This window comes from Streptomyces sp. NPDC002669, assembly GCF_042889165.1.
In the GTDB taxonomy this organism is placed as follows: domain Bacteria; phylum Actinomycetota; class Actinomycetes; order Streptomycetales; family Streptomycetaceae; genus Streptomyces.
Genome location: NZ_JBIAQQ010000036.1, coordinates 18053 through 35370, shown reverse-complemented (window position 1 = coordinate 35370; position 17318 = coordinate 18053). Strand labels below are relative to the sequence as shown.

Annotated in this window: 15 protein-coding genes and 1 pseudogene; 4 read left to right on the top strand and 12 right to left on the bottom strand. The window is 72.2% G+C overall.

Features of this window, described 5'->3' with window-relative positions:
- Position 1: 1 nt before the first annotated feature.
- A pseudogene (locus ACFYW1_RS34835) lies at positions 2–1432 on the top strand (SAV_2336 N-terminal domain-related protein); the annotation flags it as partial.
- A 258-nt stretch (positions 1433–1690) separates the two neighbouring features.
- Positions 1691–2368 (top strand): two-component system response regulator, encoded by a 678-nt coding sequence (locus ACFYW1_RS34830; RefSeq protein WP_389002731.1) that lies wholly within the window; start codon positions 1691–1693, stop codon positions 2366–2368.
- A gap of 84 nt (positions 2369–2452) precedes the next feature.
- Here ACFYW1_RS34830 and ACFYW1_RS34825 read toward each other — a convergent pair whose 3' ends face one another.
- Complete coding sequence (locus tag ACFYW1_RS34825; protein WP_389002641.1) at positions 2453–3082, bottom strand: hypothetical protein; 630 nt, start codon at positions 3080–3082, stop codon at positions 2453–2455.
- A gap of 78 nt (positions 3083–3160) precedes the next feature.
- On the opposite strand from ACFYW1_RS34825, the gene ACFYW1_RS34820 reads away from it, so the two are divergent.
- Positions 3161–3586 carry an urease accessory protein UreD gene (locus tag ACFYW1_RS34820; protein WP_389002638.1) on the top strand — a complete coding sequence of 142 codons (426 nt, stop codon included), beginning with the start codon at positions 3161–3163 and terminating at the stop codon, positions 3584–3586.
- On the opposite strand, the gene ACFYW1_RS34815 is transcribed toward ACFYW1_RS34820, so the two are convergent.
- The 4 genes from ACFYW1_RS34815 to ACFYW1_RS34800 form a co-directional block, all read right to left on the bottom strand.
- Positions 3562–4752 (bottom strand): hypothetical protein, encoded by a 1191-nt coding sequence (locus ACFYW1_RS34815; protein ID WP_389002635.1) that lies wholly within the window; start codon positions 4750–4752, stop codon positions 3562–3564. The two genes, ACFYW1_RS34820 and ACFYW1_RS34815, sit on opposite strands and share 25 nt — an antisense overlap.
- An 817-nt stretch (positions 4753–5569) precedes the next feature.
- Positions 5570–6904: an NAD-dependent succinate-semialdehyde dehydrogenase gene (locus tag ACFYW1_RS34810; RefSeq protein ID WP_389002632.1), complete on the bottom strand. Its 1335-nt coding sequence runs from the start codon at positions 6902–6904 to the stop codon at positions 5570–5572.
- A gap of 115 nt (positions 6905–7019) precedes the next feature.
- Entirely contained in the window at positions 7020–8120 is a 1101-nt protein-coding gene (locus tag ACFYW1_RS34805) for an alcohol dehydrogenase catalytic domain-containing protein (protein WP_389002629.1), read from the bottom strand.
- Positions 8120–9601, bottom strand: a complete 1482-nt coding sequence (locus tag ACFYW1_RS34800) for an APC family permease (RefSeq protein ID WP_389002626.1) — start codon at positions 9599–9601, stop codon at positions 8120–8122. Before ACFYW1_RS34800 ends, ACFYW1_RS34805 begins: the two co-directional genes overlap by 1 nt.
- 182 nt (positions 9602–9783) lie before the next feature.
- On the opposite strand from ACFYW1_RS34800, the gene ACFYW1_RS34795 reads away from it, so the two are divergent.
- The gene (locus ACFYW1_RS34795) at positions 9784–10422 is read left to right on the top strand and encodes a TetR/AcrR family transcriptional regulator (protein ID WP_389002623.1); all 639 of its coding nucleotides are present in this window, start codon (positions 9784–9786) and stop codon (positions 10420–10422) included.
- 69 nt (positions 10423–10491) lie between these two features.
- Here ACFYW1_RS34795 and thpR read toward each other — a convergent pair whose 3' ends face one another.
- From thpR to ACFYW1_RS34760, 7 genes are all read right to left on the bottom strand, one after another.
- Positions 10492–11088: an RNA 2',3'-cyclic phosphodiesterase gene (gene thpR / locus ACFYW1_RS34790; RefSeq protein ID WP_389002620.1), complete on the bottom strand. Its 597-nt coding sequence runs from the start codon at positions 11086–11088 to the stop codon at positions 10492–10494.
- Positions 11085–11507: a hypothetical protein gene (locus ACFYW1_RS34785; RefSeq protein ID WP_389002617.1), complete on the bottom strand. Its 423-nt coding sequence runs from the start codon at positions 11505–11507 to the stop codon at positions 11085–11087. Before ACFYW1_RS34785 ends, thpR begins: the two co-directional genes overlap by 4 nt.
- Positions 11508–11928: 421 nt before the next feature.
- The gene (locus ACFYW1_RS34780) at positions 11929–13167 is read right to left on the bottom strand and encodes an alpha/beta hydrolase (RefSeq protein ID WP_389002614.1); all 1239 of its coding nucleotides are present in this window, start codon (positions 13165–13167) and stop codon (positions 11929–11931) included.
- Between the two features lie 160 nt (positions 13168–13327).
- Entirely contained in the window at positions 13328–14002 is a 675-nt protein-coding gene (locus ACFYW1_RS34775; protein WP_389002611.1) for a response regulator, read from the bottom strand.
- Positions 13999–15252 (bottom strand): sensor histidine kinase, encoded by a 1254-nt coding sequence (locus ACFYW1_RS34770; protein WP_389002608.1) that lies wholly within the window; start codon positions 15250–15252, stop codon positions 13999–14001. The genes ACFYW1_RS34775 and ACFYW1_RS34770 overlap by 4 nt, the downstream gene beginning before the upstream one ends.
- Positions 15253–15720: 468 nt before the next feature.
- Positions 15721–16467: an SDR family oxidoreductase gene (locus tag ACFYW1_RS34765; protein ID WP_389002605.1), complete on the bottom strand. Its 747-nt coding sequence runs from the start codon at positions 16465–16467 to the stop codon at positions 15721–15723.
- A 16-nt stretch (positions 16468–16483) separates the two neighbouring features.
- On the bottom strand, positions 16484–17164 hold the full coding sequence (locus tag ACFYW1_RS34760) for a TetR/AcrR family transcriptional regulator (protein ID WP_389002602.1): 681 nt from the start codon (positions 17162–17164) through the stop codon (positions 16484–16486).
- Positions 17165–17318 lie beyond the last annotated feature (154 nt).

The following is a 17318-nucleotide window of genomic DNA, read 5'->3' as shown; positions in this document are numbered from 1 at the left end:
CATGCTCGGACGTCTGAGGGAGATCCTGGCCAGGAGCGGCGTCGACCTCGCCGACGAGGAACTCCTCGATGTCCTGTGGCTGGCCAGGACCCTGCCGGGCGACGTCGACCCGTTGGTGCGACGTCCGGCCCCGGCCGCCCCTTCACGGCAGGCCGCCGAGCAGGGTGAGCCCCGGAGCCCCGGCGCGGACGATCCCGCGCAACCGGGTGCGCAGCCGCCGCCGGAGGTCGTCCCGCACCGCCTGTTCCCCCTGCATGCGGCTCCGCGGGGGAAGGGGGGCGGCGGGCCGGAGCCGGCCCCGCACCGGGCGCACGCCCTGCGCACCCCGGGCCTCCATGTCCTGCCCGGCCGTCATCTCACGCTCGGCAAGGCGTTGCGGCCGTTGCGGCAACGGCTCCCCGATCGGCTCCGTCAGGAGCTGGACGTGGCCCGGACGGTGGACGCCATGGCCGAGACGGGTCTGCCCGAGACCGTGACGAGTCCCGCCCGCAGCCGCTGGCTCTCCCTCGCCCTGCTGATCGACGACGGCGTGTCCATGGTTCTGTGGAAGCGTCTGGCCTCCGAGATCCGCACATTGATGGAACGGGCCGGGGCCTTCCGCGACGTCCGCGTGTTCGGGCTCGACACCCGCGGTCCCCACGCCCCGTTGCTGAGCAACCGTCCCTACCGGCAGCAAGGTCCCCATCTTCCGCCGGCCGCGCTCTGCGACCCCACCGGCGGCACTCTTGTCCTCGTGGTCAGTGACGGCGTCGGCGACGCGTGGTGGGACGGCCGGATGAGCGAGGCGGTGGGGCTGTGGGCCCGACGGCAACCCACCGCGATCCTGCAGGCGCTGCCCGCCCGGCTCTGGGCGAACTCGGGCATCACGGCCCGGCCGTGGCACGTCACCAGTGTCCGCAGGGGCGGTCCCACCACCGCCTGGCACGTCACCGACCCGAGCCTGCCGGCGGATCTGGTCGGCTTCGGCTCCGTCCCCGTCCCGGTGCTCGAACCCACGCCGGCCGCCGTCGGTGACTGGGCCCGGCTGGTCGCCTCACCGAGCGCGACCGCGGTGCTGCCGCTGTGGGACATCGGGCGGTCCGTCGCCCAACCCCGGCACGCCGGGACCCGGCAGGATCCGGACGCCGAAGCCGTCCTGCGCTTCCGCGGCGCGGCCAGCCCGGAGGCGTACCGGCTCGCCGCCCACCTCGCGGCCGTGGCGCCCGTCACCCCGCCCGTCATGCGCATGGTGCAGGAGGCCCTGGGCCCTCCGGCGGACACCGGGCACCTCGTGGAGGTCTTTCTCGGTGGCCTCATGCACAACACCGCCGCGGACACCACCGGCCGGTTGCCGCAGCCGGAGTTCTTCGACTTCTCCGACGACGCACGACGCATCCTCCTCGGCACCCTTCCCGCCCGCGAGCTGCTGCGCACCACCCGGCTGATCGCCGACCGCCTGGCAGCGTGTGTCCGGCACTCGCCGAGTTTCACCGCCTGGGTGGCGCACCCGGGAGGCACTGCCGCTGTCGGCGCGCCCGAACGGTCCTTCGCCCAACTGGAGGAGCGGCTGCTGAAACGCCTCGGCGTCGCCACGCACCTCGACGCCCCGCCCCTCGACCGGCCTCCCCCGGCCCCCGGACCCCCGGCATACCGGGAACGGGCCCGGCCACAACCGCCCGTGGCTCAGCGAACGGATCCCAGGGCCCCCGCCCTGTCCTCGGCACCGTCCTCCGCCACGGACACGAAGGTCAAGATCCTTCTGGTCGACGACCGGCCGGAAAACCTGCTGGGGCTGGAAGCCGACCTGTCCGCACTCGGCCAGACACTCGTCCGCGCCCCGTCGGGAGAGGAAGCGCTCAAGGCGCTGGACGACGACGAATTCGCCCTCGTTCTGCTCGCCACCCAGATGTCGGGGATGGACGGCCACGAGACCGCCTCGCGCATCAAGCGCCGTTCGCAGACTCGCGACACCCCGATCATCTTCGTCAGCGCGTACGAGATGGGGCCCCACGCCACCTTCCGTGGGTACGCGGCCGGTGCGGTGGACCATGTGTCGCGGCCGTATGATCCCTGGCTGCTGCGCGCCAAGGCGGCCGTCTTCGTCGACCTGCACCGGAAGAACACGCAACTGCGCAAGCAGGCGGCCCTGTTGCGCACCAGGGCCGCGACCGGCCTGCTGGCGCAGCTGCCCACTCTGTTGTCCGACATCGAGACGCAGGCACACGGCCTGGCCGAACAGCTCCGGGCAGGGGCATCGAGTACGACGGTGAGGACCATGGCCGCCCGCCTGGAACGTGAGGTCAGGGGGCTGGGTCAGGTGCTGCGGGGAGAACCCGGCGCCCCGCCCGCCCCGGAGTCCCTGCGCTCACCGCAGTATCGGGACGGGTGAAGGGAGCCCGGCCGTGTGTGCTCGTGCCGCTGTCGCCGCGCCCCGCGGCGCCGCCTCGTGGTGTGGGCCCGGGGCGCTGCGCCGTCAGAGGCGGTGCGGTGGAGCTGTTCCGTCGGCCCAGTGCCAGTTCACCGGCTGCCACTGCTTCTTGAGGACGGTGCGTTCCTCGGTACAGGAGCGCAGGGCGTTCTCCACCACCTGGTCGAGGTCGTCCAGGGAGGCGGGGCACTCGATGCGGAGCATCAGGTGCTGGGCGCGGTGGACGAGGACGAGTTCGCCCGCAGGGGCGCAGTCGAAGAGCTTGAAGTGCTTGAGCAGCTTGTACCGCTCGTCCTCAAGGTCGAGGCGTTGGGCGCGGGCTCCGGTGGCCGTCCAGGCGAACAGCCCGTACCTGTTGAGGTGGTAGATCCGCTCGCGTGCGGGGTCGGCGGCGATCGTGGTTGCAGACCCCGTAGCGGTGGCGAGCGGGCCGCCGTCGGCCGTGTACCTGGTCACCAGTGAGTACTGGAAGTTCGCCTTCGCGGGGTCGGCTTCGTCGCGCGCCACGCCGTAGGTACGGCGGTGAACGCGGTAGAGGGCGTAGAACTCACCGGAGGGTACGGTGGCGACGTCGTGCACCTCCATGCCCCAGCCGTCGGTGTACTTGCGCTCCAGGTCGACCGCGTGGTGATCGATGAGCGCGGACGGCAACGGCACGGGGATGGCGTGATTCATCAGGTCGTCCTCACCCACCCCACTGACAGGCCCCGTTCACGCCCTGCCCTGTTCGCGCGGCGGTTCCCGGCGAACGCGATGACGATCCGGACGGCCACCGTCTTCCGCGGGGAGCACGACTGCGCCAGTCGGCGCGTACGCCTCCCAGCGAACGCGGGCGCCTCCGTGGAGTACCTGCCGGACCCGCCGATCCCGTTCAAGGACTCGCAGTTCCGCCGGTGCACCGAGGTGACGGTCTCACCCGGCGCGATCGTGGTCGTCTGCGGCTCCCTGAGGACGGGGCGGCTCGCCCGCACCGGACGAGTACGACAGCGTTCCTGGTACGGAGTGGGAGCGTGCCCACGGCTTCCAGGCCGTCGACCCCGTCCGCCGGCCCCCGGCAACGGAATCGCTGCCCGCTCCCACGCCACATCTGCCGGCCCACCAGGCCCCGCCCCGCGAGATCACTCATCGGACGGGTCCTGGCGGCCGGACGGTCGTCAGTCCGTGCTCCGGGCCCGGTGACGGCGCACGGCGAGGAGCGTGCCCGCGCCCACGGCCACCGCTGCGGCTGCCGCTCCCGCGAGCGGCAGCGTGGAGGAGCCGGTTTCCGCGAGGATGTCGCCGTTCGTCGTGGTCCCGTCGTCGCCGGCCGTCGACGAGCCGCCCGAGGTGTCGGCCGGGCCGCCGGAGGCATCGGCCGGGCCGCCCGTCGAGCCGGTCGGTTCTCCACCCGTGACGTCCAGCGTGATGTCGGCCTTGTCGTTGGCCTTGTTGGGGTCGAACGGCCGTGCCTCGGTGCTCAGGGCCACCTGGCCCTTGGCGTTCGCCACCCGCTTGTCGATCTTCAGCTCGAAGGTGTAGGTCTCCTGGCCGCCCTCGTTCATCGACCGCATGCCGCAGACGTACCCCTTGCCCTCGGCCCGGCAGAACTGGCCGCGCTTGAGGACCGACGTCCCGGCGGGAGGCGTGATCCTGACGCTGACGGACCGGTCCCCCGGCCTGGGCATGATCCAGGCGGGCCCGGCGTTGGTGAACTTCACCTTCATCGTCACCTTGTCACCGACGCTCCCCTTCAGCGCGGCGCCCGTCACCTGGTAGTCGGCCGTGTTGACGGTGCTGATGGGCACGGTGACCACTCGTGCGGACCCCTCGCTCCCGGCCTGTCCCTCGACCAGTTTCACCGCCGGTGCGGTTCCCGCCACCGGCGTGCTGCCGTTCTCGTCCGCTCCGGGATCGACGTCCCAGACGTTCACGCGCAGCTCGTCGTTGAGCGCGCGGTCCAGTGCCTCGACGCGGAGGGGCTTCTCGGGCGTGTAGACGGTGCCCGGCTCCACCACTTGGTCGAACGCGCACACCGCGATCCACCTCTCGGGCATCTCGTCGTAGGGACGGACCTGCTGTGTCAGGCAGTTGGAGGGAACCGCCGCGAAGTCGAGCCCTCGGGTGACGGCGTAGGAGATCCACACCTTCTCGGCTGCCCCGGTGCCCTTGTTCGCCACGGTTGCCGACAGGTCGAAGCCGCCCCCGGGCTTCAACCCCTTGACCGGCGCGACGCCTCCGACGACCAATTCGGGTGCGGTCTCATCGCCGAAGGCGGCAGGAGCCGTGGCCAGTGCGATCAGGCCGACGGCGCCGAGAGTGGCGGCGACGGCACGGGGGGCGCGGCGGGGGTGCGGGGGTATCGGCATGGAGAGATCCTCTGCTGGGAGGCGGGAGAACGGACGGTGACTTCCAGGGGAAAAGTTTTCCGGTTCCTAGACTCGTATCGGTCTCGAACGGTTGCGCGGCCGGCATCTCCTTCGCCGTACGGTCGCACCTGCCGGACGCCCTGGGCCCGGCCCGGTCCGGAGGCGTTCCCCGAGACCAGGGACCCCTGGCGTCGACGCGCCCCGTGAAGTGCAGTCGGCGGACGTTCTCACGTGCGCGGGCCAGGACTGCGGTGAGTGCTCCCATCCCCGTCCCGAGGTCGAACGCGGTACGGCGACCTGCACGGCGGGGCACCGAAGCGGGAAGCGGCGCATGTGCGACGAGGTCGACGATTCGCCCCTGACCGGGGAGAACACTCCGCGGGGCGGGTGGACGCGGGCGTCGAGGGCCGGGGGCTCCACGCCCTTCGTGCGCCACTCACGCGCTCCGATCACGCCCCGTAGTTCTGTGAGCGGGACGGCCATCGGCACGGACGGCGGGCCGTATGCCCCGGTGCACACCCGGCGCACGTCGAGGGCCCTGCGCGGCTTCGGGCGGCAGTCGTCCCCCAGCAGGACGGGGAGTCTGCCGAGCACGGGGGCCGCGGGCCCTGCGGTGCGGACGGAAGGCGTCTGCCGACCCTCGGTCGGGCGGGGAAAGCCGTCCCGCCGGGAAAGCCGTCCCGCCGGGACAGTGGGCCCGGCGGGACGGTGGGCCCGGGGCCGGGAGGGGCAAGTTCAGGCGTACGGCTGATCCTGCGCCCCGGCAGGGACCTCGCGGTGGTCCGTCCGGACCACCGGCCCCCGGGCCCGCCGCCGGCTACGCCACCGTGCGGATGAGCTTCTTGTTGACGAACTCCTCGATGCCCGGGCGGCCCAGCTCGCGGCCGAAGCCGGAGCGCTTGATGCCGCCGAAGGGCAGCTCGGCGCCCTCGGCGCCGACGCCGTTGACGAACACCATGCCGGCCTCGATGCCGTCGGCGACGCGGGCGGCCTGGGCGGGGTCCGTGGTGAAGACGTACGAACCGAGGCCGTACGGGGTGTCGTTGGCGATCCGCAGCGCGTCCTCCTCGTCGGCCGCCCGGAAGACCATGGCGACCGGGCCGAAGAGTTCCTGGCGGGCCGTGGCGTGCTCGGTGGTGAGACCGGTGAGGACGCCGGCCGGGAAGTGGGCGCCGTTGCGTTCGCCCTCGGTGTGCAGTGTGGCGCCTTCCGCCACGGCGGCGGCCACCTGGCGCTCCAGGGTGTCGGCCGCGGCGACCGAGGACAGAGGGGCACCGGACTGGCGGGCGAGGAGGGCGGCGGTGAACTTCTCCACGAACGCGTCGTAGAGGCCGGCGGTGACGACGAACCGCTTGGCGGCGTTGCATGCCTGGCCGGTGTTGTCGAGGCGGGCGGCGACGGCGGCGTCCACGACGGAGTCGAGGTCGTCGGTGGACAGCACGATGAACGGGTCGGAGCCGCCGAGTTCGAGGACGACCTTCTTCAGGTGCCGTCCGGCGATCTCGGCGACGGCGGCACCGGCGCGCTCCGAGCCGGTCAGGGACACGCCGTGGACGCGCGGGTCGGCGATCACGTCGGCGATCTGCTCGTTGGTGGCGTAGACGTTGACGTAAGCGCCGGTGGGGAAGCCGGCCTCGGCCACCAGCCGTTCCAGCAGTGCCGCGGTGTCCGGGCACTGCGGGGCGTGCTTGAGGACGATGGTGTTGCCGAGGGCCAGGTTCGGGGCGGCGAACCTGGCTACCTGGTAGGCGGGGAAGTTCCACGGCATGATGCCGAGCAGCACGCCCACCGGGCCGCGGCGGATGACGGCGCGGCCGGGGCCGGAGGTGACGGTCAGCTCCTCGTCGGCGAGGAACTCCTCGGCGTGGTCGGCGTAGTAGTGGTAGATGTCGACGCAGAAGTCGATCTCGCCCTCCGCCTCGTCGAGCGGCTTGCCCATCTCGCGCACGATGCCCGCCGCCAGTTCGGCGCGGTGCTCGGTGTGCAGGTCTCCGAGCCGGCGCAGCAGCGCGGCGCGCTCGGCCACGGTGCTGCTCCGTCCCCAGGCGGTGGCCGCGTGGGCGGTGGCGACGGCCTCGGTCACCTCGGCATCGGTGGCGGTCGGGTAGGTCCGGGCGGTGGTGCCGGTGGACGGATCGGTGACGGCGTACATCGGTTCTCCAGGAAGTGCGGGGGTTGTGGGGCCGCGTCGGCCCCGCGTCCCAGTGTGGCTCGGGGCCGCTCGTGCCGCGTCCGGGCACGGCGCGGGGCCGGTTGTGCGTGGTGTCCTACGGTTCGAGGATGGTGCGGGCCCCGACGGCGGACTTGAGGTCGTCGAAGGCGGCGGCCGCCTCGTCGAGCGGGCGGACGTTGCCGATCAGCTCGTCCAGCGGCAGCCGGCCGGCCAGGTAGAGGCGGGCCAGTTTCGGGATGTCGATCGCGCCGACGCTGGAGCCGTAGTTGCAGCCGAGGATGCGCTTTCCCTGATCGGCGAGGTCGAAGAGGTTGAACGCGCCCGTCGCGTCGACGGGGGCCATGCCGACCAGGACGGCTGCCCCGCCGGAGGTGAGCATGGCCGGGAGGGTCTCGATGACCTTGGGGCTGCCGATGGCCTCGAAGGCGTAGTCGGCCCCGCCGAGCTGCTCCTGGCACCAGGCGGCCACGTCGGTCGTGGCGGCGTCGAGCGTGTGGGTCGCTCCGAAGCGTTCGGCGGCGGCCAGGCGCTCGGGCGAGAGGTCGACGGCGACGATGGGATCGGCCCCCACCAGGCGCAGGCCCATCACCACGGACAGGCCCACCCCTCCGGCGCCGATGACGACGGCGGATTCGCCGGGCCGCACGCCGGCGGTGTTCATGGCCGCGCCGATGCCGGTGGAGATCGAGCAGCCCAGGAGGGCTCCGATGCCGAACGGCAGCTCGTCGGGGACCTTGACCGCGGCCGACTCGGGAACGACGACCCGGCTCGTGAACGCGCCGAGGCCCAGGTAGGGCCAGAGCTCCTCGCCGCGGGCGTCGGTGATGGGGGTCGTGCCGTCGGGCAGGGTGTTCGCCACGGCCTGGGTGCCGGTGCACAGCCAGGCCATGCCGGCCAGACACTTGCGGCAGCGGCGGCAGGGGGCGAACCAGGAGAGGACGACGTGGTCGCCCGGCTTCACCGCGGCGACGCCCTCGCCCACGGCCGTGACCACCCCGGCGGCCTCGTGGCCCAGCACGAGGGGGCGGTCGCTGGGCCAGTCGCCCGTCAGGATGTGCAGGTCGGAGTGGCACACCCCGGCGGCGCGGACGTCGATCTCGACCTCGCCCGGCCCGGCGGGCCGGTGGGAGACCTCGCGGATGTGCAGTCCCGCCACGGGGTCATGGGCGACGGCGGGGAAAAGGTGCGCGGACATCAGTGAGCCTTGATCTCTTCGGGCGACGGGGTGGAGGAGAGCCGGGTGTGGGGTTTGGCGACGGCGACGTAGACCAGGCCGAGGACGAGCAGCACGGAGAAGACCAGGACCACGGCCCAGACCTGGATCCAGCTGCCCGACGGCGGGGCGAGTTCGGCGCGGGGCCAGGCGATGTTGACCGCCTCGAACAGCAGCCACACCACGGCCAGGACGTTGATCACCAGACCGGCCCGGCCCAGGCGGAACTCGCCCTCCGACGGGTTCCAGCGGCCGCGCAGACGTGCGAGGAGGGCGACGAGGGCGACCGTCAGGAAGATGAAGTAGAAACCGCCGGAGCCGAAGGAGATCAGCGTGGCCGCCGCGTTGCCGTTGAGCCCGAGCAGCAGGCCGAGTGCGGCGAGGACGGCCGTCGCGGTGAGCGAGACCCAGGGGATCTGGCGTTCTCCGACCTTCGCGAGCTGGGTGGAGCAGGGCAGCTGCCGGTCTCGCGCGAAGGCGTAGACGGCCCGGCCGATGTAGGTCTGGATCGAGATGGCGCAGGCGACGAACGCGACCAGGACGACGGCGACGAACGGCTTCTCGCTCCAGCCGCCCAGGCTCTGCGTCACCGCTTCGAAGACGGGGTCCGCGGTCTTCCCGGAGACGGCGTCCTCGGGGCTGCGCAGCGAGAACGTCACCGCGACCGAGGTCAGCAGGACCGTGAACGCCACGAACACGTAGGAGCGCAGCAGCGCCCGGGGCACGCTGCGTCGCGGCTGCTCGGTCTCCTCGGCGACCTGTGTGGTGGCGTCGAACCCCAGGAAGGCCCAGCCGGCCACGGCCAGGCACGTCACGAAACCGGCCACGACGGACCCGCCCGAGGCGGACTCCGCGCCCAGGGTCTCGAACAGGATGCCGAAGCCGTTGTTGCGGGCGAAGAGCAGCAGGAACACGCTGATGGCGATGGAGGCGACGCCTTCGGCGACGATGCCCGCGTTGAGGAAGTGCTTGACCGGGTTGACGCCGAGCAGGTTGATGCCCAGGGCCACGGCGATGAAGACCACCCCGAGCAGCACGTGGTTCAGCGGGGACGGCTCCGAGTCGCTGAAGAGCATGTGCAGCCAGCCGGAACCCAGGTAGGCCACGGTGGTCAGGGAGGCGATGGCCGAGGCCAGGTAGATCCAGCCCACCAGCCAGCCCAGCCGGGGTCCGCCCAGGCGGCGGACCCATTGGTAGACGCCGCCGGTGATCGGGAACTGCGAGGAGAGTTCGGCGTAGACCGTGGCGACCAGCAGCTGCCCCAGGAACGCGACGACGACTGCCCAGATCCAGGTGGGGCCGGCGAAGACGAAGCCGAGCTGGACGACGGCGTAGATGCCGACCACCGGGGAGATCGTCGCGAAGCCGAGGGCGAACACGGCCCACGCGGAGAGGGTGCGTTTGAGTTCCTGTTCGTAGCCGTACTGAGCCAGGTCGCCGGCATCGGCGCGGTTGTGGTCCACGTTCTTCTCCTGGCATTGCTACGGGCGCGCGTCCGGCGGCGCTCACGGGGGTGGAGGTCGGCCGTCGGCCTGCCGTTCCTACCAGCTACGGGGCTGGTGCCACGGCAGCCGTACGGGCGGCGACCATGTATTGGCTCCAGGGCCAATTGTCATTTGGCTGCACAGCCAATAGCATCATCGCCATGACGTCAAGGGGTACTGGACGGCAAGTTCGCAAGTCGGCGGCCGAGCGCCGCCGTGAGATCGTGGCGGCGGCCGCGCGGGTGGGGCTCGAGGAGGGCCTGGAGTGCGTCACCCGCCAGCGGATCGCCGACGGTCTCGGAGTCCAGTCCGGACTCATCCACCACTACTTCCCGGTGGTCGAGGAGCTGGTGGCCGAGGCGTTCGCCGAGGCCACCACGGCGGAGCTGGAGGGCCTGCTGCCGGAGGCGGCGGACGGTTCCGGGGACGGCGACCCCCTGGGCGTGCTCCGGCGCTTCTTCACATTGATCTCGGGCACCGAGTTCGACAACGTGAGCAAGCTCTGGCTCAACGCGCGCCACCTGTCCCGCTATCGCCCCGCGCTCCACGACCAGGTGGTGAGCCAGGAGCTGCGCTGGTGCCGCCGCATCGAGCAGATCGTCGCGCGGGGCGTGGAGGAGCGGGCGTTCCGCTGTGCCGATCCGTGGGCGGCCGCCGTACGCATCCTCGCCGTCGTCGACGGGGCCGGCGCGTACATCAACACCAGCGCCGACCAGCGCACGGCCCCCCTCGCCGACCTCGCCCGCACGCTCGCGGAAGCGGAACTGGGGCTGTCGGCCGGCGGCCTGCGCATGCCCTGAGCCACCGCTCGTCCGTGTTGCCCCGCCGGCTGCCGGGGGGCTCACGCCACCCGGCCCGCTGTCGGTTCGTCAAGCTCCGGTGGAGTCCTCGTCGCCGAGCGGCCAGGACTCGACGTCGCGGTAATGGATCGGCCCTCGGCTGCGGCCGGCGTTGCTCCCGACCAGGTGCAGGCGTTCGGTGTGCCATCGGCAACCGGTGAATCCGGCGATTCCTTCGGCGATCTCTCCCACCGAGGTCCGGTCGCCCCGGCGGGCACGGGCCAATGTCAGATGGGGGCGCAGGGGCCTTTCCGTGAAGGCGACACCGCAGTTCTTGACGGTGGTACGCACATCGGCGGCGAGCATGTGCAGCCCTTCGAGGTCTCCGTCGATTCCGCTCCAGAGCACCCGGTCGTCGAAGTTCCCGCTGCCGCGCAGTGCCAGGCGCAACGGCCGGTGCTCCGCCGCGAGGCCGGCCAGGGGCGGGCGCAGCAGCGGAACCGTCCCGACCGGGAGTTCCCCGAGGAATGCCAGGGTGATGTGCCAGTCCTCCACGCGGTTCCACCGCATCCCGGGGTGCGTGCCGTAGGCGGGGCGCAGTTCCCGGGCCAGTTCTTCTTTCGCGTGGTCGGGCGGGGCGAGCGCGATGAACACGCGCACGGTCGCGGGCTGAGTCTGATCGTTCACACCGGACTTCGTACCGTATCCGGTGGTGGATGCGCTGACCCGGGGTGTGGTGACCCGGTGTACGACGTGCGAGGGCTCGTGGCCGCGGTGCCGGGCGGTGGTGTGGGTCCGGCCGGGTGGGAATTGATGATCAGGTCCGCTTCCTCGGCGCCCACGGCCCGGGAGCGGATCGCCGGGGCGCCGAAGCGGGCGAGCCTTTTGCCGGTGCGCGGCTCCCACTGCTCGACGAGCCGGCTTCTGCCGGTGGCGAGGTCGAGCGGGAACAGGTTGCTCTTCTCGCCCTGTCCCGGGGTGCGCCATTTGCAGACGGAGACCAGCGGTATCCGGTTGTCGGGCGCCGGCCACACGTCGAACGTGCCCTCGGGGGCCGGGGGCTTCCCGCACCCGGCCAGTCCGATGACCGCGCCGGGGAGCGGCACGAGGTCGTCCGGTGTTGTGCGTCGTTTCCGGTACCAGGCCGCGGGACCGTCTCCGTGCTGTCCGTACGCCGTACCTGGCGCAGGCACGCACCGGCGCGGACCGGTCGCCGAGGAACGACTCCGCCTGCCCCGGCCGTCCCGCCCGGCGCAGTGCGGTGCCGCCGGCCGGACGGGTGCGCGGGTTGCGCGCGGTCAGCGGTGGCGGAAGCACGTCCTCGTACGCCTCCTCGTCACGCAGAGCCGTGAGTGCCACCGCGGCGAACCGGCCCTGGACCACGGTGACCTTGTCCTGGGCGGTCACGCGGGCCGGCTCGACGGGGCGGAGCAACCGGGTGTGCTCGCGCACCGGTGCGCCCCAATCGGCGCAGATGCCGTGCCTCGGCGCCGCCCGCAGGCCGTGAGCGCGGTCGGGGGCCGGGGTTCATCGGGTGAGGAAGTCGAGCAGGATCTGCCGGCTCGTCTGCGACGTCAGGCTCCCGTACGCGTCGTCGAAGGCGTGTTCCGCGAAGGGGAGTTGCTCGACCGTGGTGTCGATGTCCTTGGCGCGCAGCGCCGTTGCGAGCTCGTTCACCGTGGACGGCGGCGCGCTGCGGTCCCGGTCCCCGACGACGAGCAGGGTGCGCTGCAGCCCCTTGGTGATCTGGTTCGTCGGCGACACCTCGCGGTAGCGGTCGGGGTACTCACGGGGCGTGCCGCCGGTGAACAGTTCGGCCGCCTCGCGCGTGCCCGCGACGTCGCGCTGCCACATGTCGGTCACGTCGGTGCCCGGGTAGAAGCCGACGACCGAGTGCGGTGCCTTCGGTGTCCGGCCGTCGGTGGCCTTCAGTGTGGCGTTCTGCAGGCGGTAGGCGGTGTCCATGGCGAGTGTGCCGCCGGCCGACATGCCGCCCATCGATATCCGGTCGGCGTCGATCCCGTACCCGTCGGCGTGGTCCTCGGCCCAGCGCAGCGCGGTGACGAGGTCCTGGGGTGCCTTGTTCCAGGTCGGGCGGTCGGGTGTGGCCAGGCGGTAGTCGACGGCGAGGACGGCCACGCCGCGATCGGCGAGCCAGCGGCCCGTGCCGCGCAGGTCGCTCTTGTCGAAGGTGTGGAAGCCGCCCGCGTGTGCGAGCACGATCGCCGGGACCTTGTGCCGCGCACCGGCCCGTGCGCCCTTGGGCAGATAGACGTCCGCCTTCAGGCGCTCGCCGTCGCGCACCGCGTAGGTGGGAGTGGCGTCCGGGGTGGCGTCCGGGTAGCCGAGTTCCGTGAGGACGTCATCGAACGAGACGTCCGCCCCGGCGTTCTTCGCCGTTGTGAACTGGACGGCTCCGATGGCGAGGGCGCCCGCCGTGGCCAGTGCGGTGAGCGTGGTCAGGGCCCGGCCCCAACGTACGAGCCCGCCGCGCCACACCAGTGCTCCCAGCGCGACCCCGACGAGTCCGAACAGGGCCATGTGGAACGGGTACTGTCCGCCGAGGACGGGGCCGATGATCCCGATCTTCGGTATCGCCGGCACGTACGCCCCGAGCACGATCGCCACGACGAGGAACGTGAGGAACGAGGCGGGCACGGCCAGGGCCGCGCGGAGTGTGCGGCGCAGGGGGCCCGGCCCGGCCACGGCACGGGGCCCGGGGCCGGTGGCGGGTTCGGGCGACGCGGATCGTGCGGACGCGGACATGGTGCGGCTCCTGTGCGGTGCGGGGAACGAAGGATGGTGCGCCGGGGAGCGGCCTCCTGCTGCCGCTGTTCCCGACGCACCACCAGCGTCGCGCCACGCACCCTCGCCGGGCGTCCCGCGCCGGAGCCAACCTTCCGCCTGGCTCTGCGGAGGGACGGCCTCAGGCGGAGGGCGCGCCCGGTACCACCAGCCCGCCCTCGTACGCGTGGACGGCCGCCTGGGTACGGTCGCGCAGCCCCAGTTTCATGAGGATGCGCCCGACGTGTGTCTTGACCGTCTCCTCGGCGATGGTCAGGCGCTGTGCGATCTCCTCGTTGGACAGGCCGAGCGCGATCTGGCACAGCACCTCGGTCTCCCGCGGTGTCAGCTCCTCGACGCGCGCTCCGGCGGCCCGTCGCGGGCCGGCGGTGACCCGGGCGTACTCGGTGATCAGCCGCATCGTCAGGCCGGGCGCGAGCAGGGCGTCACCGGCCGCGACGACCCGGACGGCCCGGGCGAGCTGGTCCCCGGAGGCGTCCTTGAGCAGAAAGCCGGAGGCCCCGGCGCGCAGTGCTTCGTACACGTACTCGTCGAGGTCGAACGTGGTCAGGATCAGGATCCTCGTCCGGCTGCCCGGCCGTGCCGCGATGCGCCGGGTGGCCTCGATGCCGTCCATGTTCGGCATGCGGATGTCCATCACGACGACGTCCGGGGCCAGCTCGTCGGTCCGTTCCACCGCCTGCGCTCCGTCATCGGCGGTGGCCACCACCTCGATGTCGGGCTGTACGCCGAGCAGGACGGAGAAGGCGTCGCGCACCATCGCCTGGTCGTCGGCGATCAACACACGGATGGTCATGGGGCGGGCTCCTCGGCGTACGGCGGGACGGGAAGGGCGGCAGTGACCTCGAAACCGCCGTCGGGGGCGGGCCCCGCGGACAGTTCGCCGCCGAGCATCGTGGCACGCTCACGCATGCCGGTGAGGCCGTGGCCCGTGCCGGGCGAGGGCGCGGCCGGACGCGTCGCGGGGGTGTTGGCGATGCGCAGGCGCAGTGTGCTGCGGCCGTGGTCGACGTGGACGGTGGCCGTGGCGCCGGGGGCGTGGCGCAGCACGTTGCTGAGCGCCTCCTGCACGATGCGGTACGCGGACAGCTCGACCCCGGGCGGCAGCGGACGCGGTGTGCCCCCGATGTGGGCGGTGACCGGCAGACCCGTGGCACGCACCGACGCCAGCAGTGTGTCGAGCCGGGCGAGCGAGGGTTGCGGGGCGGTGGTCGGCGGTTCGTCGCCGGACGGCTCGGCCCTCAGCAGACCCAGCAGGCGGCGCAGTTCGCCGAGCCCTTCCTGGGCCGTGGCCCGGATCGATGCGAATTCGGTGACCAGGGCCTGTGGCGGGTCCGGTACGCGGTGCGGTGCGGCGTCCGCCTGGATGGAGATCATCGACATGTGATGCGCGACGACATCGTGCAGTTCACGGGCGATCCGGGCGCGTTCCTCCAGGACGGTGCGCAGTGCCCGTTCCTGGGCGGTGGCCGCGATCTGTTCGGTGAGTCGGGCCCGGTCCTCGCGCCGTCCTCGCGCCACCGCGCCGATGGTCGGCGCGAGTGCGAACAGTACGAAGCCGAACCCCGCGAGCGGCCACGGGCCCACCGCCGCCCCCGCCAGTTCGAGGATCAGCATCACGAGTCCGCTGATTGCCGTGGCCAGGGCGGCCGAGGGTGTCGGGACGCGCAGCGCCAGCAGGAACAGGACGCATGCCTGGACTGCCCATACCCACAGCTCGTTGTCGGAGGTGGGCGGATGCCCCAGGACGATCCCGACGGCGAGTCCCGTCGACAGCCACCAGGCGGGCACCGGGCGGCGCAGCGCCACCACCACGGTGGCCGCGTGCGCCGCGGCCAGCAGTCGTGCGGTGGTGTCCGCGCCGGTGGCTGCCAGGGCGACGGCCGTGAGCACCACCAGGGTGTGCGGCAGCAGGCGGAGGCTGCGGGGCCAGGCCAGGGGCGGCAGTGGCTGGGACCGTGCGGTCAGCAGGTCCGCCCGTGGGTGCCATGCGGTCGGGCGCCGCGGCGGCGCAGGGGCTGCCAGGCCCTCCGCACAGTCACGCATGCGGGCGTTGTCGGGCATTCGTGGTCCTTCGTGCCGGATGAGGAAATCCCGGCACGACATTAGAAGGTGTCGGGGCGGGCCCGCATCCTCCTGCGGAGCCCATCCGGCACGTAGCTCCACGGAGCTACGCCCCATGGGCCCCGCACACGGTGCGCTCATGGCTTCGGTGGCCCCCCGGCCCGGCAGCTAGCTCGGCCGGAGCACGGTCGTAACGACGGTTCAGACCGCCTGACCACCGGATCGGATCGCCCGACCACCAGAGTTCAACGGCCGACGCCCAACTCGCCGGCACCGCCCCGGACCGTTCGCGCTCGAAGAGGGCGCGTGCCGACCACCGTCCACGCGGGCTCGGGCCCGTTCGGTCGTCGGCACGGACGCCGCGAAAGGGGTGCCGTCGAAACCGCGGGGGGCGGAGGCATCGTCGGGGGTGCCTGCGCGGCGGGGCGAGGTTTTCCTTCGGTACGGGGGTCAGGCCAGGCCGCCGTTGGCAAATAGCGTCTGCCCGTTGATCCAGCGGGCGGGTCCGGCGAGGAAGGCGACGGTCTCCGCGATGTCCTCGGGCTGCCCCAGCCGCTCCAGGGGGGCGGCCTCGGCCAGATGGGCGATGGTCTGCTCGTCCTTGCCGTCGAGGAAGAGCGGGGTGGCGGTGGGGCCGGGGGCGACGGTGTTGACGGTGATGTCGCGGCCGCGCAGTTCCCTGGCCAGGACCGGGGTCAGGGCTTCGACCGCGGCCTTGGAAGCCACGTAGGCGCCGTAGGCGGGAAAGCCGGTCCGGGTGACGGTGGTGGAGAAGTTGATCAAGGAGCCGCCGCGGCGCAGTCGGCGGGCCGCCTGCTGGGAGATGACGAAGGTGCCGCGAATGTTGGTGCGGTGCATGCGGTCCAGCGCATCCAGGTCGAGTTCCGCCACCGGTGAGAGGAGCATGATGCCGGCGGTGTTCACCACGACGTCGATGCCGCCGAAGGTGCGCTCGATCTCGTCGAAGAGCTCGGTCATGGCGGTCTCGTCCGCGATGTCGCCGCCGAGGGCGACGGCGCGTCCGCCTGCGGCGATGATCTCCTCGACCAGTTGCTCGGCGGTGGCCCTGCGGCCCGCGTAGTGCGCGACGACGGTCATGCCGTCACGGGCGAGACGCAGCGCGGTGGCGCGTCCGATGCCGCCGGAGGCTCCGGTGACCAGGGCGATCCGCGGGGTGGTGCCGTTGTCGGAGGTCATGGCAGTGGGTTCCTTTTCAGGTGGTGGGGTTCTCCAGGCGGCCGAGCCATTCGTGGAGCAGGGCGGTCTCGGCGGGGGTGAATCCGGGCGGCGGGGTCCGGCTCAGCCGGGTCCGCAGGGTCGTCGCCGGTGAGGCGGCCGCTTCCGGGGCGGCGGCCTTCGTGGTGATGGCGGTGACGACGGCGTCCCGGATGCTGTCCGACAGAGCGGGGTCCTGGTTGGTGTCGGGCCGGTAGAGCAACGAAAGAGCCAGGCCGACGTTGGCGGCCATGACCATCTGCGCGGCCCGGTCGACCGGCACGCCCAGCCGGCCCGCGACCGCGATCCGCTCGATCACCGCAGTCAGCATCCGGTGGGCCTCCCCGGCGGCTTCCGGACGGCCACCGAGCTCCGGGGAGTACATGAGCTTGTAGCAGGCGGGCCGCGCCAGGGCGAAAGCCACGTGATTGTCCCAGCCGTCGCAGAGATCACGTACCGGATCATCGGACGCCACCACGGCGCGTTTGGAAGCCAGGTACTGCTCGAAGGCATGGTCGACGACCGCGGCCAGCAGTGCGGCCTTGTCCTCGAAGAGCCGGTAGAGAGTCGGCGCTCCCACTTGCGCGGCCTCGCACACCGCGCGGATCGAGATGCCTCCCGCCGGAGACTCGGCGAGCAGTGCGGCAGCCGCTTCCAAAATCCGTGCTTCCGTATTCACGTGCACAATGTTACGCCCTCAGAAACAGCGATTCAGCCATATCGTTAACATCGTTAACCACGAGAGGTGGGAGACGTCACCGCGATACGCGCGTCGAGGGCCGTGCCCCGGGCAGCGAGTGCTACGGCCCACGACCGCAAGAGCGCCCCGAAAC

What these genes read in the sequence shown, in the direction of transcription:
- ACFYW1_RS34820 (WP_389002638.1), top strand. Translation starts at nt 3,161, where the DNA reads ATGACGATCCGGACGGCCACCGTCTTCCGCGGGGAGCACGACTGCGCC.
- ACFYW1_RS34825 (WP_389002641.1), bottom strand. Translation starts at nt 3,082, where the DNA reads ATGAATCACGCCATCCCCGTGCCGTTGCCGTCCGCGCTCATCGATCAC.
- ACFYW1_RS34770 (WP_389002608.1), bottom strand. Translation starts at nt 15,252, where the DNA reads ATGCGTGACTGTGCGGAGGGCCTGGCAGCCCCTGCGCCGCCGCGGCGC.
- ACFYW1_RS34780 (WP_389002614.1), bottom strand. Translation starts at nt 13,167, where the DNA reads ATGTCCGCGTCCGCACGATCCGCGTCGCCCGAACCCGCCACCGGCCCC.
- ACFYW1_RS34815 (WP_389002635.1), bottom strand. Translation starts at nt 4,752, where the DNA reads ATGCCGATACCCCCGCACCCCCGCCGCGCCCCCCGTGCCGTCGCCGCC.
- ACFYW1_RS34810 (WP_389002632.1), bottom strand. Translation starts at nt 6,904, where the DNA reads ATGTACGCCGTCACCGATCCGTCCACCGGCACCACCGCCCGGACCTAC.
- ACFYW1_RS34775 (WP_389002611.1), bottom strand. Translation starts at nt 14,002, where the DNA reads ATGACCATCCGTGTGTTGATCGCCGACGACCAGGCGATGGTGCGCGAC.
- ACFYW1_RS34805 (WP_389002629.1), bottom strand. Translation starts at nt 8,120, where the DNA reads ATGTCCGCGCACCTTTTCCCCGCCGTCGCCCATGACCCCGTGGCGGGA.
- ACFYW1_RS34765 (WP_389002605.1), bottom strand. Translation starts at nt 16,467, where the DNA reads ATGACCTCCGACAACGGCACCACCCCGCGGATCGCCCTGGTCACCGGA.
- ACFYW1_RS34795 (WP_389002623.1), top strand. Translation starts at nt 9,784, where the DNA reads ATGACGTCAAGGGGTACTGGACGGCAAGTTCGCAAGTCGGCGGCCGAG.